At 49.1% G+C, this 20,236-nt stretch carries 27 protein-coding genes, 1 tRNA gene and 1 other RNA gene; 27 read left to right on the top strand and 2 right to left on the bottom strand.

Annotated features, from left to right (window positions below):
* Positions 1–32: 32 nt before the first annotated feature.
* From ACGG9R_RS05520 to ispG, 27 genes are all read left to right on the top strand, one after another.
* On the top strand, positions 33–932 hold the full coding sequence (locus tag ACGG9R_RS05520) for a hypothetical protein (protein ID WP_390152457.1): 900 nt from the start codon (positions 33–35) through the stop codon (positions 930–932).
* A gap of 9 nt (positions 933–941) precedes the next feature.
* Entirely contained in the window at positions 942–1,268 is a 327-nt protein-coding gene (locus tag ACGG9R_RS05515) for a hypothetical protein (protein ID WP_390152454.1), read from the top strand.
* Positions 1,268–1,501 carry a hypothetical protein gene (locus ACGG9R_RS05510; protein ID WP_390152451.1) on the top strand — a complete coding sequence of 78 codons (234 nt, stop codon included), beginning with the start codon at positions 1,268–1,270 and terminating at the stop codon, positions 1,499–1,501. Before ACGG9R_RS05515 ends, ACGG9R_RS05510 begins: the two co-directional genes overlap by 1 nt.
* Before the next feature lie 11 nt (positions 1,502–1,512).
* On the top strand, positions 1,513–2,019 hold the full coding sequence (locus ACGG9R_RS05505) for a hypothetical protein (protein ID WP_390152448.1): 507 nt from the start codon (positions 1,513–1,515) through the stop codon (positions 2,017–2,019).
* 8 nt (positions 2,020–2,027) lie between these two features.
* Positions 2,028–2,252: a hypothetical protein gene (locus ACGG9R_RS05500; protein WP_390152445.1), complete on the top strand. Its 225-nt coding sequence runs from the start codon at positions 2,028–2,030 to the stop codon at positions 2,250–2,252.
* 7 nt (positions 2,253–2,259) lie between these two features.
* On the top strand, positions 2,260–2,493 hold the full coding sequence (locus tag ACGG9R_RS05495) for a hypothetical protein (RefSeq protein WP_390152442.1): 234 nt from the start codon (positions 2,260–2,262) through the stop codon (positions 2,491–2,493).
* A 2-nt stretch (positions 2,494–2,495) separates the two neighbouring features.
* The gene (locus ACGG9R_RS05490; protein ID WP_390152440.1) at positions 2,496–2,756 is read left to right on the top strand and encodes a hypothetical protein; all 261 of its coding nucleotides are present in this window, start codon (positions 2,496–2,498) and stop codon (positions 2,754–2,756) included.
* Positions 2,744–2,956, top strand: a complete 213-nt coding sequence (locus ACGG9R_RS05485; RefSeq protein ID WP_390152437.1) for a hypothetical protein — start codon at positions 2,744–2,746, stop codon at positions 2,954–2,956. Before ACGG9R_RS05490 ends, ACGG9R_RS05485 begins: the two co-directional genes overlap by 13 nt.
* 9 nt (positions 2,957–2,965) lie before the next feature.
* Entirely contained in the window at positions 2,966–3,742 is a 777-nt protein-coding gene (locus ACGG9R_RS05480; RefSeq protein ID WP_390152435.1) for a hypothetical protein, read from the top strand.
* A 21-nt stretch (positions 3,743–3,763) separates the two neighbouring features.
* On the top strand, positions 3,764–4,180 hold the full coding sequence (locus ACGG9R_RS05475) for a hypothetical protein (RefSeq protein ID WP_390152433.1): 417 nt from the start codon (positions 3,764–3,766) through the stop codon (positions 4,178–4,180).
* 45 nt (positions 4,181–4,225) lie between these two features.
* A complete protein-coding gene (locus tag ACGG9R_RS05470) occupies positions 4,226–4,735 on the top strand; it encodes a phage holin family protein (protein WP_390152430.1) in 510 nt (169 codons plus the stop codon).
* On the top strand, positions 4,732–5,310 hold the full coding sequence (locus tag ACGG9R_RS05465) for a GH25 family lysozyme (RefSeq protein ID WP_390152427.1): 579 nt from the start codon (positions 4,732–4,734) through the stop codon (positions 5,308–5,310). The genes ACGG9R_RS05470 and ACGG9R_RS05465 overlap by 4 nt, the downstream gene beginning before the upstream one ends.
* 11 nt (positions 5,311–5,321) lie before the next feature.
* On the top strand, positions 5,322–5,732 hold the full coding sequence (locus tag ACGG9R_RS05460) for a hypothetical protein (RefSeq protein WP_390152425.1): 411 nt from the start codon (positions 5,322–5,324) through the stop codon (positions 5,730–5,732).
* Between the two features lie 187 nt (positions 5,733–5,919).
* Positions 5,920–5,996: transfer RNA gene (locus tag ACGG9R_RS05455), tRNA-Ile, on the top strand.
* Positions 5,997–6,108: 112 nt separating this feature from the next.
* Entirely contained in the window at positions 6,109–6,789 is a 681-nt protein-coding gene (locus ACGG9R_RS05450; RefSeq protein WP_390152422.1) for a tRNA (adenine(22)-N(1))-methyltransferase, read from the top strand.
* The gene (locus tag ACGG9R_RS05445; RefSeq protein ID WP_390152419.1) at positions 6,786–7,832 is read left to right on the top strand and encodes a Nif3-like dinuclear metal center hexameric protein; all 1,047 of its coding nucleotides are present in this window, start codon (positions 6,786–6,788) and stop codon (positions 7,830–7,832) included. The genes ACGG9R_RS05450 and ACGG9R_RS05445 overlap by 4 nt, the downstream gene beginning before the upstream one ends.
* A 107-nt stretch (positions 7,833–7,939) precedes the next feature.
* Positions 7,940–8,285: RNase P RNA component class A (rnpB, locus tag ACGG9R_RS05440), an RNA gene on the top strand.
* A 460-nt stretch (positions 8,286–8,745) separates the two neighbouring features.
* Positions 8,746–9,501 carry a 30S ribosomal protein S2 gene (gene rpsB, locus ACGG9R_RS05435; RefSeq protein WP_022106071.1) on the top strand — a complete coding sequence of 252 codons (756 nt, stop codon included), beginning with the start codon at positions 8,746–8,748 and terminating at the stop codon, positions 9,499–9,501.
* A 104-nt stretch (positions 9,502–9,605) separates the two neighbouring features.
* A complete protein-coding gene (tsf, locus tag ACGG9R_RS05430; RefSeq protein ID WP_022106072.1) occupies positions 9,606–10,484 on the top strand; it encodes a translation elongation factor Ts in 879 nt (292 codons plus the stop codon).
* Positions 10,485–10,700: 216 nt separating this feature from the next.
* Entirely contained in the window at positions 10,701–11,429 is a 729-nt protein-coding gene (gene pyrH / locus ACGG9R_RS05425; RefSeq protein WP_390152416.1) for a UMP kinase, read from the top strand.
* A 2-nt stretch (positions 11,430–11,431) separates the two neighbouring features.
* Complete coding sequence (frr, locus tag ACGG9R_RS05420) at positions 11,432–11,989, top strand: ribosome recycling factor (protein ID WP_390152413.1); 558 nt, start codon at positions 11,432–11,434, stop codon at positions 11,987–11,989.
* Complete coding sequence (locus ACGG9R_RS05415; protein ID WP_390152410.1) at positions 11,986–12,207, top strand: hypothetical protein; 222 nt, start codon at positions 11,986–11,988, stop codon at positions 12,205–12,207. The genes frr and ACGG9R_RS05415 overlap by 4 nt, the downstream gene beginning before the upstream one ends.
* Positions 12,208–12,364: 157 nt before the next feature.
* A complete protein-coding gene (locus tag ACGG9R_RS05410; RefSeq protein ID WP_390152407.1) occupies positions 12,365–13,090 on the top strand; it encodes an isoprenyl transferase in 726 nt (241 codons plus the stop codon).
* Entirely contained in the window at positions 13,087–13,896 is an 810-nt protein-coding gene (locus ACGG9R_RS05405) for a phosphatidate cytidylyltransferase (RefSeq protein ID WP_390152405.1), read from the top strand. The genes ACGG9R_RS05410 and ACGG9R_RS05405 overlap by 4 nt, the downstream gene beginning before the upstream one ends.
* A 149-nt stretch (positions 13,897–14,045) precedes the next feature.
* Complete coding sequence (gene dxr, locus ACGG9R_RS05400; RefSeq protein ID WP_390152402.1) at positions 14,046–15,206, top strand: 1-deoxy-D-xylulose-5-phosphate reductoisomerase; 1,161 nt, start codon at positions 14,046–14,048, stop codon at positions 15,204–15,206.
* Entirely contained in the window at positions 15,203–16,225 is a 1,023-nt protein-coding gene (gene rseP / locus ACGG9R_RS05395; RefSeq protein WP_390152400.1) for an RIP metalloprotease RseP, read from the top strand. The genes dxr and rseP overlap by 4 nt, the downstream gene beginning before the upstream one ends.
* 118 nt (positions 16,226–16,343) lie before the next feature.
* A complete protein-coding gene (gene ispG / locus ACGG9R_RS05390) occupies positions 16,344–17,435 on the top strand; it encodes a flavodoxin-dependent (E)-4-hydroxy-3-methylbut-2-enyl-diphosphate synthase (protein ID WP_390155098.1) in 1,092 nt (363 codons plus the stop codon).
* Between the two features lie 507 nt (positions 17,436–17,942).
* On the opposite strand, the gene ACGG9R_RS05385 is transcribed toward ispG, so the two are convergent.
* Positions 17,943–18,872: an ABC transporter substrate-binding protein gene (locus tag ACGG9R_RS05385; RefSeq protein WP_390152397.1), complete on the bottom strand. Its 930-nt coding sequence runs from the start codon at positions 18,870–18,872 to the stop codon at positions 17,943–17,945.
* 124 nt (positions 18,873–18,996) lie between these two features.
* A complete protein-coding gene (locus tag ACGG9R_RS05380) occupies positions 18,997–19,986 on the bottom strand; it encodes a sirohydrochlorin cobaltochelatase (protein ID WP_390152394.1) in 990 nt (329 codons plus the stop codon).
* Positions 19,987–20,236: the final 250 nt, after the last annotated feature.

The raw sequence follows: 20,236 nt of genomic DNA, 5'->3' as shown, positions 1-20,236 counted from the left end.
TGTCAGCGATTCATTTAGAAAGGAGGGATTACATGATCAATACAAGCGTCAACCGCGTACTGTACAAAGGGGACGGGACGAATACCGCATTTCCCATATCGTTCCCTTTCCTGGACAAAAAAGATATTACGGTAGCGCGGGTCAGCAAAGATAATGAAACCACAGAGCTCAAGGGAGACTACTTCATCGACGACACATCAAGGACGGTTCATTTCCCTGGCTATCCTCCGGGGGAAGAAAAGCCAGAAGAAGAAAGGCCACAAATCCTTCAGAATGGCGAGCGCCTTCTGATTTATCGCAGCATCAAGATTAACCAAGAGTCTTCATTAGGAAATGTATGGCCGTTCGATGTCATCGAAGATGCACTGGACAAAATCACCATGATCATCCAGGACTTGAATGAGAAGCAGAAACGCTCCATTCAGATCCCGGAATCGGCTGATCCGGATGCTTACCGTACGAATTTCCCTTATCCCAAAGAGGGGAATGTCATCGTTTGGAGAGGCGGGAAGCTCGTCAACGAAGACTACCAGAATGCCATAGGGCAGTACATAGATCAGGCAAAGAAATCTGCAAATGCAGCAGCGCAGAGCGCCGATCGTGCAGAAGCCAGCGAGATCAATGCCAAGGAAACTTTGAAAATTTTCGAAGTTAAGAAGAAAGAGCTGCAAGACTTCGTCATGGAACTTGAAGACGGATCCGAAACGGATCTTAAGGACTATACCAGAAAACTACTGGAAAGTCTTGATACCTACGGAACGAATATCAAGGAGGAACTTCTTACATTGGTAGAGAGTGCAAAACATTATTCGGAAATCGCTAAAGAAGCGGCTGGGTTCGATCCTGAGCGCTACTACACCAAAGACGAAACCTCACAGAAAATTCAGGATGCCATTTCCATGATCCTTGAATTTGATGACAAATCATTCTAGGAGGTAGCTATGTACAAAGTCATACAGAACAACCTGTACCTGACAAGGGGAGACACTGCCGTATTCCCTTTAAAAGTCACGTACATGGATGATACAGAGTACAACTTCGAAGAGGGAGACAAAGTCATTTTTACCGTCAAGAAAAAGACAACAGACGGCAAAGCACTTTTTCAAAAAGAAATCACCAACGGGATGTTGTCTCTCATGCCTGAAGACACGAAGGCCCTTCCATACGGAAGATACTGCTATGACGTGCAGCTTACGAAGCAATACGGGACAGTAAGAACCATTATCCCTCCGCATATTCTGAAGATCTGCGAAGAGGTGACGTTCTGATGGGAGCGCTTAAAGGAATCTTCACTGCAGAACCTCAGATTCAAGGAGAGTTTCTCTCGTTTGGTTCCAGAGAAGAAATGTCATACCAGGAAAGAGAAGTCATTCCTTCAGCCAAGGATCAGATCATCACGCCCGAAGGAGTGAGAGGCTGCCTTTCTAAAGTGATCGTCAGAAAAATCCCTCAGAACTACGGGAAAATTTCTTACAACGGAGAAGCACTGATTGTCGAATAAGGAGAAAGAACATGAGTAAAAGTGTAAAAATCAACGGCGCGACCTACGAAAACGTGCCGAAAGTATCCATCCCATTAGCCAAGGGCGAAGGGAATGCAGATTTCTACGACACGTCATCAGACACAGCAGTCGCCGGTGACATTCTAATCGGGAAAACAAGTCACAATGCAGTCGGCCTGGTTACCGGCTCCATGCCAAATAATGGTGCAGTCACCGGATCTATTGGCACCAAGGATGGAAAGTATATCGTTCCGGCGGGCTATCACAACGGCGCTGGTACAGTCATCATCGATGCAGCCGAGCAGGCCAAGCTGATTTCCGGAAATATCAAAGCGGGTGTCACCGTATTAGGAGTGAGCGGCTCCAGCAGCGTAGTAGAAACCAAAGATGGGACAGCGACCGCAGGAGAAATCATTAAAGGGAAGACGGCCTATGTAAACGGTTCAAAAATAACCGGCGCACTCTCATTGATTTCCGTCACACAGGACGCAATCACTAAAGCACTCACCATCAAATAGGAGACGCTATGAAACAAAACGTGAAGATAGCCGGAGCTGCATATTCAGGTGTACCTTCCGTGATTATTCCTACAACAACGGGAGGTATAGCAAGGTACGTCGAGATTTCAGATACCAGTGCCACAGCAGCGGACGTCAAAGCAGGCAAGACATTCTATCAAGCCGACGGGACTTTCGCTACAGGGACAGGCACGGCTGCTGATTACGAAAGTTTCGATGAGAAAGAATTCTAGGTGAAACATGAAAGGGTTAGTATCAGATACCAATCTTAAAGCCATAGGGAACGCAATTCGCGAGAAAACTGGGAAAACAGCAACGATTAAAGTTGCGGACATGGCCGAAGAAATCAAATCAATTAAACTAAGACCGAAGTTTATTATCAAGAAAGCAGATGGGACAAACAAACCAGTTTGGTCCATTGTTTCCTCCAAGGACAAACCGGAGGGCGCCGACGTGTGGACGAAAGGAGTATAACAATGGCATTAAAAGAAACGTGGCAGTCTTACAACGAGACGACAAAGCAATACGAAACATCGCATCCAGAGACGGAAGTTTCCCAGGTGGTAGGACTTGCTGCCGCTATCGAAGCGGGGGCTAAAAGCGCGATCGATAAAAATGAGGTTTTAAAAACTTATGCGCCGAAAGAATCCCCCACCTTTACAGGGGCAGTAACGGCCGTTAATGTTACGGTATCCAAATCCTTAACCATCCCCGGAGGTAAAGTATGGATAGAATAAAAAACGCCATCATACATTGGTTAGGCGGATGTACTGCTGAAGAAAAGCACACCGTCGAACTTCAGCGCGACCGTCTGTATGCAGATCTGAAGGCGAACGAGCAGGAGCTAGCAGAGGTAAATGCAGAATTAGACAAGCTGAAAGCCGTTAATCGTGATACAGTGTTGGATATTGACGGTAAAAAAATATGGGTGGACTAGGAGGACACGATGGGGACACTTACAAAAAAACTTCACATTCTCAAAACAGGCGGAACGGAAGAGACCTGTAATATTTATACAACAGCCGAAGAAGTAGGCGGCAGTCCTTACCTCGCTCTTGAGGTTGACGGAGCAAAAGGGTATGTAAAGCTAGGAAGTACTACAGATGCCAATGCGACCCATTTAAGAGTAGAAAAAGACGGTGTGATCTATGCTGCATGGAAAGAAGCCGTGACCTATGTCAATGTAACAATTACACAAAGTGCCAATCAGACGATCCACGTATACACGCCGCAAAAGAGCGGGGGTACAGATCACACATCGTCCTTTACTATCCCAAAGGGTACATCCTATGAAGCAGAAGTTATCCCTGCTGATGGCTATACCGCAGGGACATTAAATGTCAATGCGGGGGGGAGGATCAATAGCAATATGACATTTAGTGCGAGTGGAGCAAGCGTAGAGATACCTGCTGGGAGTAAAACAATACATGTTAATTATGGCAGCTACGGGTTCCTCACCATCCCTAATAATGTTAGGGTGGTTAATTTAGGGGGCAACTACATTGGTGTAACACCTAATAAAGAATATACCCTAACAGGATGGCAACCCTTCGATCATCACACCAATGAGAATTATGGTGATTGTTTTTTGCGTAATGTACATACTTCGCGCTATTGGTATGGTGCATCGCCGCAGGATTCACCAGATACGAGGGAAGTTACCTTCACTATTTTTTGGAGTACAGAGATAAACGCCCACACTCCTAACATTACAGATTATTAGTTGTGTATGAAAGGTGATTTTATGGAAACAGGAACATTTACAAGCAATACATCGTTTACGGCATCAGCGGCACAAGTTAATGTGCCTACGAACTCTGCTGATTTTTTGTACACCGGTGAACTTACCATCCCTACTGCGGTACATGTTGTCAAGGCGAGATTGTACGGGATGGATGACTACGGTAATAAAACCGATATAACTAAGTTTGTAGCGGTGACTCCTGGCAAAAAGTATAGACTCCAAGGACTTTGGCCATATGAATATTCGGAGGAACAAACAGAAAAGTTTTATCAGGACCCACTCTTATGTAATAGTGAGAACTGGGTATGCTGGATCGGGAGTTTTCCGAATGACCTAAACGAAAGTGACAACCTTAAATTTACCATTTCATGGTCTCCTGAAATCAATACGCACACACCAGATGTCACTGATTATTAAGAGCAGCATAGAAAGAAGGGGAAATCATGGATTTGGAGGGAAAACATGGAATTTGATCAGTTTTCAGAAGCCATCAGCAAAGCGGCCAGCCGTCTTGGAAACTACTGGGAGGTAAAAGTCATAGCGAGTGGGATGCTAGCTGCTGCACAATTTCATCTTGAGCTTGTGTCCCTGTTCGTGATACTCATTGTCATAGATTTGGTCACAAAGTGGATAGAACTGGCGCATAACACAATCAAGACTGATGATTATACGCCTAGCCTTGTAGAAAGCATCAAGGCAATTCCGCAGGCCCATCGCATGGGCGTTATATCCAGCAAGGCGATGAAAGTGCAGTTTTGCGGGAAGATCATAGTCTATGTCATCGTAGTCATGGCTGGCTCTATCATGGATACCATGACGGAACAGGTACACCGTTTCGGTTTAGTTATGCCGCTTTGCGTATCTTACTTAGCGGCGTCTGAATTTTTGAGCATTATCGAAAACTTGGATGACGCTGGCATTTCTGCGGTACATAATTTAGCGGCTTTAGTGAAAAGAAAGGGGCAGTCATGAAAGTCATAGATATCTCAGACTGGAATGATCATGTCAACTGGTCACACATGATTGATGAAGGGGTAGAGGGGGTTATCGTAAAAATCAGCGAAGGGCGCACGCTTTCCGAACTTCATGGGAAGCACATCTCGGCAGCCAGCGTCCGCGGCCTTTCATGGGGCGTTTACTGCTACACTCATGCACAAACAACAGCACGAGCAGAGGAAGAAGCTGATAGGGTGATTGAGGCTTTAAATGCGCTGGGATACGGAGCGCCGCCCTTGGGAATTTGGATCGATGTAGAAGCCCCAGGGACTATCGGACAGGATAGGGAAGATGTGACCGCCATCTGTAGTGCCTTTATTTCCACATGCAACGCGGCGGGATACTCTGCGGGCATCTATGCGAGCCTGTCTACCTTGACCGACTGCCTGAATCTGAATGATCTAGCTGATTATGTGCCCACCTGGTGCGCCCAGTATAACGATGAATGCAATTTCCATGACTATTTCCCTGGACGCATTCTGCAGGACTGGCAATTCACGGATGCATTCGAAATTGACGGACGCAATTACGATATGAGCGAATGGTATTAAATGGAGGGACGATGTGCAGAATTACAAAAAGGCTATTGTTCTTTGCCTTCTGCTCCTTGCTTTGGCTGGCGGCTGGTACTTCTTCGCAGGCAGAGGAGATGTATCAGATATCGGAAAGCGAGCTGACGAGACTCGAAGCGAACTCGAATCAGCTCGCGAAGAACAACGAGACCAAGCAGCAGCTCTTGATCGAGCAGCAAACGCAGCTGACAGAAGCCAATCAGCAATTAGAGACAGTGAAGAAAGAGCTGACCGCGTCCAAGAGCTTGAACGAAGCGACGCAGAGATCATTAGAGAAAGCCAATCAATCCTTGACCGAGTTAGAGAAAGAGGCCGCCCGCAAGGTACAGGTGAAGGCTAGGCAGCGCAATCTGTGGATTATTATCGCGGGAGGAGCTCTTTATGCTTGCATCTCCAAGTAACGGGATTTCAAATTCGTCAAAAATCCGTCAAAAACTTTCAGAAAATAGAGTTGGAATTGCACGGAAGGGGGTTATACGGCGAATGATGAAAAACCAGATTTGCTAGATTTTATCGAGGAAAGAAAAAAGTTGGAAACTTATGTACAAATGGCCCCACTTATGCTAAAATAACATATGTCGATATTGCGGGCCTATAGCTCAGTTGGTTAGAGCAGGCGGCTCATAACCGCCCCGTCCCAGGTTCGAGTCCTGGTGGGCCCACCACAATGAACGTATCCGTGCTGATTTCAGTGATTTGGATACGTTTTTTTGATAGAGAAAAGGAATGGCTGTAGGATAGTCCTGCATGGAAAGTCATTGCTGAAAGGATCCATCTATGAAACTGACGAATCGTCTACAGGCGGCAGCCGATCTGGTGCCTGTCTGTAAGAGTATGGCCGATATTGGTACAGACCATGGCTACCTTCCCATTTACCTCGTGCAAGAGGGGCGCGCCAGGCGGGCGATCGCCTGCGATGTGAATGACGGCCCTCTTACACGCGCCAGGGAGGATGTAATTTCTTCCGGATTTTCACGCCAGATCCTTTTGCGTCTGGGCGGAGGACTTGCGCCGCTTGGTAAAGGAGAGGTGGACGGTGTCACCATCTGCGGGATGGGCGGCCTTTTAATGCGGGATATTCTTGTGGAGAATGAGGAAAAGGCGCAGGCGCTCTCATGGCTGGTGCTGCAGCCGCAGGGACATGTGGCGGAGCTCCGGCAGTTTCTTGGCAGGCATCATTTCCGCATTGAAAAAGAGGTGCTTTCACTGGATGGCGGGAAGCTGTATGAATTGATGCTCGTTCGTCCCGGCGAGATGGAGGAGCTTTCGATGCTGCAGGCGGAAATCGGTGCGACGGCGGCATATCGGAAGGATCCTCTTTTCAAGACGCATATCGAGCGGCTCATCCGGAGACGGCGCTTTGTGATCGAAGGGGCAAAGGATTCGAAGAGTGAGCGGCATCGCCTGTCCAGAGAAAAGGCACTGGAAGAAGTAAGTATATTGGAGGAACTCTTATGAAAGTCACAGGAAATGATTTGATCGGATGGATGGAGTCGTGGGCACCGAGAAGTCTTGCAGAGTCATGGGATCACCCGGGGCTTCAGGTGGGGGATCCTCGCCGCAGGGTCACGAAGGTACTGATTTCCCTCGACCTCACGGAAGAGAATGTGGATCTTGCCGTCCGTGAAGGCGCTGAGATGGTGATTTCCCATCATCCCTTTCTTTTCAAGGCCATCCGTGAACTTGACCTTCGGACGTATAAGGGGCGCGTGATCGAGAAGCTCGTGAAGCATGATATTCTGTCTTTTGCAGCTCACACGAATTTGGATACAGCCAAAGGCGGCGTGAATGATGCTCTGGCAGCTGCGCTCTCCCTTTCTGATATGGAAGGACTGGTCTTCGAGCAGGAAACGAAAGAGAGGAAGCTTGCACTTTATGTGAAGCCTGTCACCGCGAAGGTACTCCGACATACGCTTTCAGAAATCTATGGGGATGCCGTAAATCATTTCTATCTTTTGGATGATGAGGATGATGCGACGGATAAGGCGAAGCTCGAATGTAATGTACCCACCGCGCTGCTTGCTTCTGTCCTTGCGAAAGTACAGGAAATCTGTGGAGATATTCACTATGATGTATATACGCTGGAAAGCCATGGGTACAAGGAGTACATGGGGCGGATCGGAAATCTGCCTGCGCCCATGAGCGGAAAAGAAGCTCTCTCCTATATAAAGGAGAAGCTCGGCATTCCCGTCCTTCGTTATGCAGGAAATCCTGATACCACCATTTCCCGCGTGGCTGTTCTGGGCGGTGCCGGCAGTGAATTTGCTGCGCTTGCAAAAGCAAAGGGAGCAGATCTCTACCTGACGGGCGACCTCAAGTACCATGAAGCGCAGGACGCTTCCCGCCTCGGTCTTCTCATCGCAGATGGCGGCCATTTCTATACCGAGCGCGTCATCGTTCCTGCTTTGGCAAAGCGCCTTCGGACGTATGCCGCAGAGCATGGCTGGGAGATCGAGGTCATCGAAGACAGCAGGGCAGAGGATATTTTCGGGGAAATGTAGAAAACCAGGTTCGTGGTTAGCCTAAGGGGCGTGCCGCCCCTTGACTCTGAACCTGATTTTAATCTTTCTCTTGAAAAAATTCCGTCTCCATGCTATACTGTAGCACGCGAGCAGGAAAGATGATTGCGGGCCGTAAGGCGTGAGGAAAGTCCGAGCTTCGCAGGGCAGGATGCCGGATAACGTCCGGCGGGAGTGATCCTAGGGAAAGTGCCATAGAAAAGGAAACCGCCACGCAAGTGGTAAGGGTGGAAAGGTGCGGTAAGAGCGCACCAGCAGTCGGGAGACCGGCTGGCTTGGTAAACCCCATCCGAAGCAAGACCGAATAGGGAAGGGTTGAGGTTGCCCGCTGACCTTCCGGGTTGCGTCGCTTGAGCAGTCGAGCAATCGGCTGACTAGACAGATAATCATCACCACGCAAGTGGGACAGAACTCGGCTTATTGAATGCTCGCCTTGAAAGAATGACGCTGTGACATGGTCACGGCGTCTTTTTTGTTTGTCATTCGCGGCGAGGGCCTCACGCTTTCGCCACATGTACCGCGCACTTCTCCGCTTTTCTCATCTGTCTTTCCCGCCGCCTGTGCCCTATCCGCCTCTACGGGACACCTTCCCGGCAAGGGGGCTGACGAAACAAGATAAATCTGCTGTCAAGAGACCTTCGGGCATCGCCTCATATAATACTTGCGGCGAAGCCGCTACCACAACCCTGAACCTTGAACCTTGAACCTTAAACCTAAAAAATATTTTCCCATCCCCTTGCTTTCCACTTTTTCTTTTGGTAGAATAAATAACGCATGAGTACACATGTCTGGCGGACTCTGCATCTGTGCTTGCGGGAAAAATTTCATTTTACACATTCCCGAAGTGGCTGCAGGGGAGGAAACGGACAGAGGTTAAAAACAGGAGGTTTTTATTATGGCAGTTGTATCCATGAAACAGTTACTCGAAGCAGGCGTTCACTTTGGTCATCAGACCCGTCGTTGGAACCCGAAAATGGCACGTTTCATTTTCACGGAAAGAAACGGCATCTACATTATCGACCTGCAGAAGACTGTAAAGAAAGTAGAAGAAGCATACGCTTTCCTGCGTGAAGTCGCAGCTACCGGCGCTCCGATCCTTTTCGTCGGCACCAAGAAACAGGCGCAGAATTCCGTGAAGGAAGAAGCTACCCGTTGCAATCAGTTCTATGTCAATGAACGTTGGCTGGGCGGCATGCTCACCAATTTCCGTACCATTCAGACCCGTATCGCTCGTCTGAAAGAACTGGAAAAAATGTTTGAAGAAGGCACCACAGACCAGTATCCGAAGAAGGAAGTCATCCTGATGAAACGCGAACTGGAAAAACTGGAAAAGAACCTGGGCGGAATCAAAGACATGAAGAAGATCCCGGGCGCACTCTTCATCATTGACTCCAAGAAAGAAGAAATCGCTATTGCCGAAGCTCACAAGCTGCACATTCCGGTTATCGCTACCGTTGATACCAACTGCGATCCGGATGTTGTTGATTTCCCGATCCCGGCAAACGATGATGCTATCCGTGCTGTAAGACTGCTTGCTTCCAAGATGGCTGACGCTGTCCTCGAAGGCCGTCAGGGTCAGCAGGAAGCTGAAGCTGCTAAAGAAGCAGAAGCTGAAGAAGCTCCGGCTGAAGAAGCTGCTGAACAGGAATAATGGCTGTATAGGAAATTCGGCCTGCGCTTTGCGCAGGCTGGGGATTTCCTTTTTTTGAGAAATTTTTACAAACACCTTACGGTTTTATGATGGAGGTCATAAAGATGGCAATTACCGCTAGCATGGTCAAAGATCTGCGTACAAAGACTGGCGCAGGCATGATGGACTGCAAAAAAGCACTCGTAGAAGCTGAAGGCGATATGGAAAAAGCAGTAGATATTCTCCGTGAAAAGGGACTGTCTCAGGCTGCGAAGAAAGCAAGCCGTGTAGCTGCTGAAGGTGCTGTCGTTTCCGCTATTTCCGCTGATGGCAAAGTCGGCACCATCGTAGAAGTCAACTGCGAAACCGACTTCGTAGGTAGCAATGATGACTTCAGAGCACTGGCTGCTCGTATCGCACAGCAGATCATCGCTGTAAATCCGGCTGATGTAGAAGCTCTGCTTGCTTCTGAAATGGACGGCAAGGCTGTCAAAGATCAGGTCACCGAAGCTGTAGCTAAGATCGGCGAAAACATTTCTGTTCGTCGCTTTGTTCGCTATGAAAGTGCAGAAGGCGCTGTCTACAGCTACATCCACGGCGGCGGCAAGATCGGCGTTCTCGTCGAAATGAAGGGCGCAGACGCTGAACTCGGCAAAGATGTCGCTATGCAGGTCGCTGCAGCAAATCCTTCCTACCTCGACCGTACTCAGGTACCGCAGGCTGAAATCGAACACGAAAAAGAAGTTCTGGCTGTCGAAGCGAGAAATGAAGGCAAACCAGAAAAGATCATCGAAAAGATGGTTCTCGGCCGTATCAACAAGTACTACAAGGAAGTCTGCCTCGTAGATCAGGAATTCATTAAAGATGGCGATCTGACCATTGCGAAACTCCTGAAATCCAAGAATGCAGAAGTTGTTCGCTTCGCTCGTTTCCAGCTCGGCGAAGGCATCGAAAAGAAACAGGACGATCTGGCTGCTGAAGTCGCTAAACAGCTGAATCAGTAATCTATAAAATAGGAATAAGAGAACATCATCTTTGGTGTTCTCTTATTTTATGGTCTTTTTCAGGGATTGGATGGAAGCCTGGAAGTGAGGAAGTCAGATGTCTAAAGTCTAAAGACTGTAGTTTCCAAGGCTCATCTCTCAAAATTCTTATGGCAGCTATTTCTGAAATACTATATAATAATATAGATGTATCACTGATTTTTACGGGGGTGTACAATGGCAACAGAAAACAAGAAGTATAAGAGAGTCATGCTGAAATTGTCTGGTGAAGCGATGGCCAGCGACAAAGGATTTGGTATCGATCCGGAGGTCGTATATCGACTGGCTGGCGAGATCAAGGAAGCCAGCGATGCCGGTATCGAGATCGCTGTCGTTGTAGGTGGCGGCAATATCTGGAGAGGTCTCAAGGGCAGCCAGGGCGGAATGGATCGTGCGTCGGCTGACTACATGGGTATGCTCGCGACTGTCATCAATTCCGTCGCTCTGCAGGATGCGCTTGAAAAACTTGGCGTCTCCACCCGCGTACAGACAGCCATCGAAATGCAGCAAGTCGCAGAGCCTTACATTCGCCGCCGTGCGATCCGCCATCTTGAGAAGGGCAGAGTCGTGATTTTTGGCGCTGGTACGGGCAATCCTTATTTCACAACGGATACCACGGCAGCTCTGCGCAGTGCAGAAATCGAAGCTGATATCATGCTGATGGCGAAGAAGCAGACCGATGGTGTGTACGATGCAGATCCAAAGTTCCATCCCGATGCAAAAATGTTCACTCATCTCACCTATAGTGAAGTGCTGCAGAAAGAGCTGGCTGTCATGGACAATACGGCCATTACTCTCTGCATGAATAACGAAATTCCGATCAAAGTATTCAATATCGACGTTCCTGGCAACATTGTCAAGGCCTGCAAGGGAGATACCCTGGGCACATTAATCGAAGGGAAATAATCATGTACGAAGAAGAACTGAAGAAACTGTCTGACAAGATGGATAAATCCATCGTTGCTCTCAAGAATGAATTCACCAGCATCCGTACGGGTCAGGCGAATGCCAGCCTGCTCGATCGCGTATTTGTTGAGTATTACGGCAGCCGTACTCCGATCACTCAGGTCGCTTCTGTGACTGTACCGGAAGCTCGTCTGCTCGTTGTCCAGCCATGGGACAAGGGTCTTCTGAAAGATATCGAAAAAGCCATCCTGCAGTCTGACCTCGGCCTCGTACCGATGAATGATGGCAACCTGATCCGTATGGCCATCCCGCAGCTGACTGAAGACCGCCGCAAGGAACTCGTCAAGGTTGTCAATAAGAAAGCGGAAGAGGGCAAGGTCGCTATCAGAAATATTCGTCGTGATGGCAATGATTTCCTGAAAAAGGAAGCAAAGAATAGCGATGTTTCCAAGGATGTCATCAAAGAAACTGAAGATAAAGTCCAGAAGCTGACGGACAAGAAAATCAAAGAGCTGGAAGCTGCCACCGAAAAGAAAATTAAAGAGATCATGTCTGTATGAGTGAGGATGTTCTTTTTGCAGGACAGCCGTTTACTGAAAAATTGAGACAGTGTGTAGAGAAATCGTATCCGAGTGGTACGATTTCTTTCACTCATGGGCGGGAAGCGCAGCTCGAAGAGGACGCGCTTTACCTTGTCCGAATCGGAGAAAAGGCTGTTGTCATGCCACGAATGAAGTATAGTGAGAGTGTGGAAAAAGTCGTGAGGCGGCGAGAATAATCTTCTTGTCCCTCTCTTTGGAAGGGGCAGACTCGCGTAGCGAGTCGGGGTTGCCCATCATGTTTGTATAGAAGAAATCGCAGCCCAACCTCCGCCTCTTCAAGGCACCTTAAACTATCTAAACTCCATCCTATTTTGATTATGGGAGATTCCATTTATGTCTGATAAAAAATCATTTCCTGAGCATGTGGCCATCATTCTTGATGGGAATGGCCGCTGGGCGAAAGAAAGAGGAAGAGAGAGAACCTATGGTCATCAGGTCGGCGCGGCAAACGTGAAGACCATCGTACGTGCGGCGGGTCATATGGGAGTGAAAGTGCTGACGCTCTATGCATTCTCTACAGAGAACTGGAAGCGTCCGCCCATCGAAGTCCGTTTCCTGATGAAGCTTTTCAAGAGCTACCTGATCAGTCAACTGCGTGAGCTGGTGGAGGATAATGTGCAGGTGCACATTGTAGGCGAACCGTCAGCATTGTCGGATGATCTTCGCAAGGATATCGCTGCCTGCGAAAAAGATACAGCGAAGTGTAACGGCATGATCCTGAATGTGGCTATCAACTATGGCGGACGCATGGAGATCGTGCAGGCGGTGCAGCAGATCGCACGCGAAGTGAAGAGCGGCTCTCTTGATGCGGAATCCATTACGGAAGAAACGATTTCTGCCCATCTCTATCCATCGGATGCCCAGGATGTGGATCTGATGATCCGTACGGGCGGAGAGTCGCGCATTTCGAATTTCCTTCTTTGGCAGATCTCTTATGGGGAGCTGTACTTCACGCCTGTCCTGTGGCCGGAGTTCACTGAGGAGGAGCTTTCGAAAGCGATCGACTGGTTTACCGGAAGAGACCGTCGCTTCGGCGGACTCACGGAGGATAAAAAATGAAAGTGCGTGTGATCACAGCGATTATTGGTATCATCGCTGTCCTTGGGCTGGTATATCTGGGAGGTTGGTTTCTGACGGGAGCCATTTTCCTCGTCTCCTTGCTGGCCCTTCTTGAATATGATAAGATGCTGAAACATTTCGGTGTTCACATCTATCTGAAAGCCACAGCCATTGCTACTGCCGTCATGGTACTGGCATCCGGTTTTTATTCGCTGAAAGCCTTTCTGGCTGCGATTTTTCTTGCCTTTGTACTGCTTCTCTACCTGATTCTGGGCATTAAGAAGGAAAATATGACCGGGCTTATTTATTCTGCTTTCGGTGCCGTCTATTTTGGCGTGGGCTTTGGCAGTCTGGCGGTCCTTCGCGGCAGTCATGAGCTGCTCTCGCCGGTGGCAGTTTCCATGGAGCCAGGGATTTTCCTCATTCTTCTCGCACTCATTTGTACCTGGGCGAGTGATTCTTTCGCTTACCTGACGGGAAAGGCCTGCGGTCGTCATAAGATGGCGCCGCATATCAGCCCGAATAAAACGGTCGAAGGTCTTGTCGGTGGCGCAGTCGGCTGCGTCATTCTCGGTGTCCTTGTTTCCTTCTGTGCGGGTTTTGATCTTTTGGAAGGATGCATCCTTTCCGTCATGGCGGCGATCATGGCGCCCATGGGGGATCTCTTCGAGTCCTATGTAAAGCGCGCCTGTGATATCAAAGACTCCGGAAATATTCTACCGGGGCATGGCGGGATGATGGACCGTTTCGACAGCCTTCTCTTCGTAGCCCCGAGCCTTGTCGCGGTGCTTGCGCTGCTGAGATGAATGAGAAATGAAGATGCGGCATTGCGCCTGGTTATCAATGGGAGACGTAGAGATGGTAAGCCCCACTGGCTTTGATTTCTAATATCTTCCAGTCTCACTTCTGCTCCACAGTCAAACTGTCACTCATATTTCCCCGAAAGGAGTCTTCTATGAAAGAAATCGCTGTATTGGGCAGCACGGGTTCCATTGGAACCCAGACGATGGACGTGATCCGTCTCCATTCGGATCTTTTTCATGCGGCCGTCATTGCTGCGCACAAGAGTATCGATAAATTACAGGAGCAGGCTGCGCTCTTTCATCCGTATGCCATCGTCATCACTGATGAGGATGCGGGGAAAAAATTTCTGGAAACCTATAATGGCGATGCGGATGTGCTGATCGGCGAGGCAGCTCTTTCTGAGGTCGTGAAGCGAGACGATGTCGACCTTGTCCTTGTAGCAGTCGTCGGCATTACAGGACTTCTTCCGACGCTTGAAGCGATTCGCGCGGGGAAGGAGCTGGCTCTTGCAAACAAAGAGACGCTGGTCGCAGGCGGTGCGCTTGTTCTTGAGGAAGCGAAAAAGAATCATACGCTGATCCGTCCGGTGGACAGTGAGCATTCTGCCATCTTCCAGAGTATGATCGGGCAGGATCAGAAAGGCATTCATAAAATCCTTCTCACAGCTTCTGGCGGTCCTTTCCGCGGCAGGACAAGAGAAGAGCTCGCACAGGTGACGGTTGCAGATGCCATGAAGCACCCGACATGGAACATGGGGACGAAAGTGACGCTCGATTCTGCGACCATGTTTAACAAAGGGCTTGAGGTCATAGAGGCGCACTGGCTCTTCGGCGTAGACTATCAGGATATTGAAGTCATTGTCCAGCCGCAGAGCCTGATCCACTCGATGGTCGAGTATGTCGATGGTACCATCATGGCACAGATCGGTTTGCCGGATATGCGGCTTCCGATCCAGTTCGCCCTGACATATCCGGACCGCCTGCCTTCGCCATCGCATGCTTTCGTGGACTGGAATGAAATCGCGCAGATCCTGATCGCTAAGCCCGATATGAAAGTCTTCCGTTCGCTGAAGCTGGCTTACGAAGCAGGAGAAATGGGGGGAGACGGCGGCGTCGCTTTCAACGCATCCAATGAGGAGGCCATCCGCGCCTTTATCGCTGGGAAGATTTCCTTCCTTTCCATTTTCGATGTGGTGGAAGATACGCTCTCGCACTGGAGTGCAGAGCCTGTCGTTTCTTATGACAGTGTACTCTCATCGGATCGTAAGGCTCGCGCGCTGGCAGATGCATTCATTTCGAGGAAATGCCTATGATTTCATCGATACTGGCTCCGATCTTTGTCTTTGCCGTTGTTGTCATCGTCCATGAGGGCGGGCACTTCCTCATGGCGAAGTGGACGGGTATGAAGGTCATCGAGTTTGCTGTCGGTTTCGGCCCTGTGATCGTTTCAAAGAAATGGGGAGAGACGCTCTATTCCCTTCGTCTGATTCCGCTGGGGGGATTTAATAAGATCGCCGGCATGGATGATCAGAATAAGGATGACCCACGCGCTTTCAACCAGCGCCCGACATGGGCAAAGCTGCTTGTCATCGTGGGGGGCGCGCTCTTCAATGTTCTTCTCGCCCTTTTGATCTTCATCTCTGCTTTCAAGATTGAAGGTTATAATACTTTCCCGAATTTACCCAAAGTCGGTACCGTACTTGCGGGGAGTTCGGCAGAGAAGCAGCATCTTTCGCCCGGAGATACCATTCTTTCCATCGAAGGGAAGGCTATGGTGAAATGGACGGATATCGGAGAAGCCCTGAAAGAGAAGGGAAATCGGGTGGTTTCCATGGAAATCGACCACGAGGGTACGATGAGACAGGTGACGATCATCCCCGAGGTGCAGCCCGATGGCCGTGCCATCATGGGGATCACCCCTTATGTGGAACACCACGAAACCACGATGACAGAAGCCATTGCCATGGGGTTGGGACGCGCCGCTGATCTGCTGCATATGATGACGGCGGGGCTTTATGATATGGTAACGGGCACGGGGCGTGCGGAAGTATCCGGTCCGATCGGAATCGCTCGCATGTCAGGGGAGGTGGCATCTTACGGGGTCATGCCGCTCTTCATGTTTATCGCCCTTCTTAGTCTGAATCTGGGACTTCTCAATATACTTCCCGTCCCGCTTCTTGATGGCGGACATTTGATCCTTATTCTTTTGGAGGCCATTCTCGGGCGGCAGCTGCCGGAGAAAGCGCTGATTTATATTCAATCGGTCGGGATCGCCATACTGGGGGCGATTTTCTTCTATGCACTCTTCCATGATATCAGCGCGCTGATGTAGGAAAAGCGGATTCAGAGGGATATGCTCTTATCGTAGGCTTCTCGCACGACTTTCATTCCATTCGGCGCTGATAAGGACAGGACGTTTTTAGGAAGGTAAACCTGACTCTAAACCATATATTCATGTAAACCACTACGAAAAGGAGATTCAAATGGGAAATACCAGACAGGTCGTTGTCGGCGGTGTCAAGATTGGTGGGGGCGCGCCCATTGCGATCCAGTCGATGAGTACGTTCAGTCCGCTCGATACGGACGTCGCTGCCTCGCAGATCCAGGCCCTGCATCAGGCGGGCGCAGATATCATCCGAATCGCCGTGCCGGATAAAAAGGCAGCAGAAGCTTTGGGCGCACTCCGAGCGAAAGTGGATGTACCGCTGGTCGCAGACATTCATTTTGACTACCGTCTTGCACTCACGGCGATGGAGCAGGGGATCGATGCTCTTCGCATCAATCCGGGAAATATCGGTAAGCGGGAAAACGTTGTGAAGGTGGTGGATATGGCGAAAGAAAAGCATATCCCCATTCGTATCGGTATCAATGCAGGCTCCCTTCCGGAAGACATCCTTGCGTCACATGGCGGACATCCGACCGCGGAAGGCATGGTGGAAGGCGCACTCTCTCATGTCCGCATCCTCGAAGCGGAAGGATTCTATGATATCGTGATTTCTGTGAAGTCTTCAGATGTCCCGATGATGGTGAAGGCAAACCGCCTTCTTTCTGAAAAAGTGGACTATCCGCTGCACCTCGGTGTGACGGAGGCCGGGACGCTCTATCGCGGGACGATCAAGTCAGCCATTGGGATCGGCAGCCTGCTCTTAGACGGCATTGGCGATACCATTCGCGTATCTTTGACCGATGATCCGATGAAGGAAGTAAAAGCAGCGAAGGAAATCCTGAGCTCCGTGGGCATGCAGCAGTATGGCCCAGTCCTCATTTCCTGTCCGACATGCGGTCGCACACAGGTGAATCTCATCGAGATGGCTAAAGAAGTGGAGGAGAAGATCTCTCACTTTAAGAAACCCATCAAAGTCGCCGTCATGGGTTGCGCCGTGAATGGTCCGGGCGAAGCCAGGGAGGCAGATTTCGGCATCGCCGGCGGAAAAGGCAGTGGCCTGGTCTTCCGCAAAGGAAAGATCCTCCGATCCGTCCCGGAAGACCAGCTCATTGATGCCCTGATGGAAGAGATCAGAGCGTATGAAGAAGAGGAATAAAATATACAAAAAGCAGTGTGTAGGCGCTGCTTTTTGTATGATGAGATGAGTGACTATGCCCAGGCATTCATTTTTGTTTTTCACAGGAGCGGTTCATACATTTATGATATAATGTACCGGCGTGTAACAGATTAAAATCTAGCAAGAGTGATGCCTGAAATCTGGGGGAGGACGGGTGACTGGGAATCAGCAGCTGGGGATTAGAAAAAAAACGCCGAGAAATCGTATAGCGATTTCTCGGCGTTTTTTATGTTGAAAGAAGGAGAAGGCAGAACTATCCCTTTATCCTCTTTCTATCCGGAAGGAGAATAAAGGGAATGACGACATCCCTACTCCCTAAGGAAGCACTGATTAAATCGTTGTCAGATTTTACTCTAGGATTTTTATGCATGCAAGAAATAACCTGACGCGAATAGCGAGCTATTTAAGGAAGGTTATGACGAAGCTATGTATAAAATCTTGTAGAATCTGACTCTGCGATTTAACCAGCGTTTCCTTTAGCTCCCACTATTTCCCATAGGTCAGCTGGTACAGCTTTTCCAGTGCTTCCGGGGTCTTGATTCCCGGATTCATGAGGAAAAGGTTTGGCTCTAAGAAGTAGACGTGATTCTCCTGTACGGCTTTGAGGTGTGCCCATGCAGGATTGTTTCTCATCGAGTCATCGAGAGATTTGTTGATCTCATCCTGCTTGCCCATGGTGACAATGAAGATGACATCTGGATCGTCAGCGGAAAGCTGCTCTAAGGAATAGGGAACAGTCTTGCTGTCGAGCTTCAGGTCCTTGTGGGCGGTGATGATATTATTCATTTTCAGCATATCCACCATGGAAGCGCAGATGGACTTCGGAGTTTCTGCTGTGACAGATTTCCCTGTAGCGCGAAGGACAGCAACTTTCGCCGGGGTCTTTTCAGCGGCCGCTTTATCCATGACTGCTTTGACACCTTTTTCGTAGGTGTCGATCACTTCTTTGGCTTTGTCTGTTTTACCATAGAGTTCACCCATGAATTTCAAAAGCGGCACATTGTCATGGATGCCGTCGTACTGGATAAGGACGTAGGGGATCTGGCTCGATTTCAGAAGAGACTCGAGCTTGCTGTTTTGCGTCTTTTCTCCGATGACGAGGTCTGGCTTCATGCCGACCAGAAATTCCATATTGATATTCTGCACATGCCCGATGGTGGGGAGGGATTTTGCCTCTTCCGGGATCGGGCTCGTGGTCTCTGGGCGCGCGATGGAGGTGCCTCCGACAGCATAGGCCATATTGATGAGTGGCGCAGACAATGTGACAATGCGCGAAGGAGCGGCCTTCATGCTGATGGTCTGGTCTTTATAGGTGTAAGAGAGGGCGGAGGAGGAAGCAGGCTGACCGCTGCCGCCGCAGGCAGAAAGGGAGAGGCAGAGGGCAGCCGCTGCGATAGATGCAAGAATTTTTTTCATAAGAAGACTCCTTGGAGATAATGGGGAATAGCGAAAACATACTAAAACGCTCTTACGCCGAGATGACGTAAGAGCGTTTTTTTAATGAAGAGACATCATCTCTGCATTAGTATAGCACATTTCATTATTTCTGCAGAGCTTCAATAGCTTCGGTTGCACGATCTACATACAGGCCGCGAACGTTTGCGTTTTCGCCAAGACCATGGATATAGGTGTCAACGGTGAAGCCTTCTGCTTTCAGGATGCTCTTATGGGAGTCCGGTTCATCACCAGCCATATCATTGTTTGCATGATCGCCAGCAACCATCATGATCGGCATCAGTGTGACATGTTTGTAGCCCTGTGCTTTCAGCTTCGGGATGACATCTTCCAGATTCGGACGGCCTTCGACAGAGTAAACGAAGACATTGTTCATGCCGAGTTCATGCAGACGATCCTGGATGACGCTGTAGTAAGCGTTGCCCGGATGTGGAGTGCCGTGAGCCATGATCAGGGTAGCGTCCTGTTTACCCATCTTCGGGAACTGGGAGGACAGAGCTTTCAGGAAGTCAACGACCTGATCCGGTTCACCTTCGGTGCCCTGGAAGTACATCAGCGGGGTAGCGAGGGAGATCTTCTTGAAATGCGGAACCTGCATCTTGGTGACGACGGAGTCATAGGAATATTCCATGCCTGGGATGACGTCGAGGGAAACAACAGCAACACGGGTGTAGCCTTCATCCTGCAGTTTCTTGAAAGCTTCTTCCGGGGTCATTTTCTGGATGCCTTCATTGGCTTTGACACGGTCGATAATGATATGGGAAGTGTATGCTTCGAATACCGGTACATTCGGATGAGCTTTCTGGATGGCTGCTTCTACAGCATCGATAGTTTTAGCTCTGGTATCGGTGAAGGTGGTACCGAAGGTCATGACGAGGACAGCATCTTTGTTTGGTGCATTCTTCATAGCCGGGTTTTCTGCAGTCCATACACCGACGGTGGAAGCTTCGCGAAGAGCCGGGGTTACATCCTTGACTTCCGGATTCAGTTCATATGCATTGGCGGACATGCCGAAACCAAATACACACAGAGCTGCCATAGATGCAGACAGAACAGTTTTCAGACTTTTTTTCATGAAAAATCACTCCTTTAAAAATTCCCGATTGTCGGGATTCATACAGAGAAGAGGTGAGTCGAGTATTTCCCATGCACTCGATTTCCTTTCTTTCATCTGTATTTCGCATGACCCTAGTTTAGTACAACGTTAAGATAAAGTCAAATGAATTTTACCTTTTTATTGAAAATATTTTTTGGAAATTAGCGCGGAAAGCGGAGTATTTTGGAAATTGCGGTTTAGAATTAAGAGGATCATGATGAGATCGCTG

The organism is Dialister sp. i34-0019-2H8, from assembly GCF_042846925.1.
In the GTDB taxonomy this organism is placed as follows: domain Bacteria; phylum Bacillota; class Negativicutes; order Veillonellales; family Dialisteraceae; genus Dialister.
The sequence above is the reverse complement of the archived record's forward strand: the minus strand, read 5'-3'. Positions and strand labels throughout refer to the sequence as shown.

Bases quoted from the DNA above. Each gene is read 5' to 3' on its own strand.
- ACGG9R_RS05485 (WP_390152437.1), top strand. From the start codon at position 2,744: ATGGATAGAATAAAAAACGCCATCATACATTGGTTAGGCGGATGTACT.
- frr (WP_390152413.1), top strand. From the start codon at position 11,432: ATGTACGAAGAAGAACTGAAGAAACTGTCTGACAAGATGGATAAATCC.
- ACGG9R_RS05470 (WP_390152430.1), top strand. From the start codon at position 4,226: ATGGAATTTGATCAGTTTTCAGAAGCCATCAGCAAAGCGGCCAGCCGT.
- ACGG9R_RS05510 (WP_390152451.1), top strand. From the start codon at position 1,268: ATGGGAGCGCTTAAAGGAATCTTCACTGCAGAACCTCAGATTCAAGGA.
- ACGG9R_RS05505 (WP_390152448.1), top strand. From the start codon at position 1,513: ATGAGTAAAAGTGTAAAAATCAACGGCGCGACCTACGAAAACGTGCCG.
- ACGG9R_RS05385 (WP_390152397.1), bottom strand. From the start codon at position 18,872: ATGAAAAAAATTCTTGCATCTATCGCAGCGGCTGCCCTCTGCCTCTCC.
- ACGG9R_RS05445 (WP_390152419.1), top strand. From the start codon at position 6,786: ATGAAAGTCACAGGAAATGATTTGATCGGATGGATGGAGTCGTGGGCA.
- ACGG9R_RS05460 (WP_390152425.1), top strand. From the start codon at position 5,322: ATGTGCAGAATTACAAAAAGGCTATTGTTCTTTGCCTTCTGCTCCTTG.
- ACGG9R_RS05490 (WP_390152440.1), top strand. From the start codon at position 2,496: ATGGCATTAAAAGAAACGTGGCAGTCTTACAACGAGACGACAAAGCAA.
- ACGG9R_RS05495 (WP_390152442.1), top strand. From the start codon at position 2,260: ATGAAAGGGTTAGTATCAGATACCAATCTTAAAGCCATAGGGAACGCA.
- ACGG9R_RS05515 (WP_390152454.1), top strand. From the start codon at position 942: ATGTACAAAGTCATACAGAACAACCTGTACCTGACAAGGGGAGACACT.
- ACGG9R_RS05410 (WP_390152407.1), top strand. From the start codon at position 12,365: ATGTCTGATAAAAAATCATTTCCTGAGCATGTGGCCATCATTCTTGAT.
- tsf (WP_022106072.1), top strand. From the start codon at position 9,606: ATGGCAATTACCGCTAGCATGGTCAAAGATCTGCGTACAAAGACTGGC.
- ACGG9R_RS05480 (WP_390152435.1), top strand. From the start codon at position 2,966: ATGGGGACACTTACAAAAAAACTTCACATTCTCAAAACAGGCGGAACG.
- ACGG9R_RS05405 (WP_390152405.1), top strand. From the start codon at position 13,087: ATGAAAGTGCGTGTGATCACAGCGATTATTGGTATCATCGCTGTCCTT.
- rseP (WP_390152400.1), top strand. From the start codon at position 15,203: ATGATTTCATCGATACTGGCTCCGATCTTTGTCTTTGCCGTTGTTGTC.
- rpsB (WP_022106071.1), top strand. From the start codon at position 8,746: ATGGCAGTTGTATCCATGAAACAGTTACTCGAAGCAGGCGTTCACTTT.
- pyrH (WP_390152416.1), top strand. From the start codon at position 10,701: ATGGCAACAGAAAACAAGAAGTATAAGAGAGTCATGCTGAAATTGTCT.
- ACGG9R_RS05415 (WP_390152410.1), top strand. From the start codon at position 11,986: ATGAGTGAGGATGTTCTTTTTGCAGGACAGCCGTTTACTGAAAAATTG.
- ACGG9R_RS05475 (WP_390152433.1), top strand. From the start codon at position 3,764: ATGGAAACAGGAACATTTACAAGCAATACATCGTTTACGGCATCAGCG.
- dxr (WP_390152402.1), top strand. From the start codon at position 14,046: ATGAAAGAAATCGCTGTATTGGGCAGCACGGGTTCCATTGGAACCCAG.
- ACGG9R_RS05380 (WP_390152394.1), bottom strand. From the start codon at position 19,986: ATGAAAAAAAGTCTGAAAACTGTTCTGTCTGCATCTATGGCAGCTCTG.
- ACGG9R_RS05520 (WP_390152457.1), top strand. From the start codon at position 33: ATGATCAATACAAGCGTCAACCGCGTACTGTACAAAGGGGACGGGACG.
- ACGG9R_RS05450 (WP_390152422.1), top strand. From the start codon at position 6,109: ATGAAACTGACGAATCGTCTACAGGCGGCAGCCGATCTGGTGCCTGTC.
- ACGG9R_RS05465 (WP_390152427.1), top strand. From the start codon at position 4,732: ATGAAAGTCATAGATATCTCAGACTGGAATGATCATGTCAACTGGTCA.
- ACGG9R_RS05500 (WP_390152445.1), top strand. From the start codon at position 2,028: ATGAAACAAAACGTGAAGATAGCCGGAGCTGCATATTCAGGTGTACCT.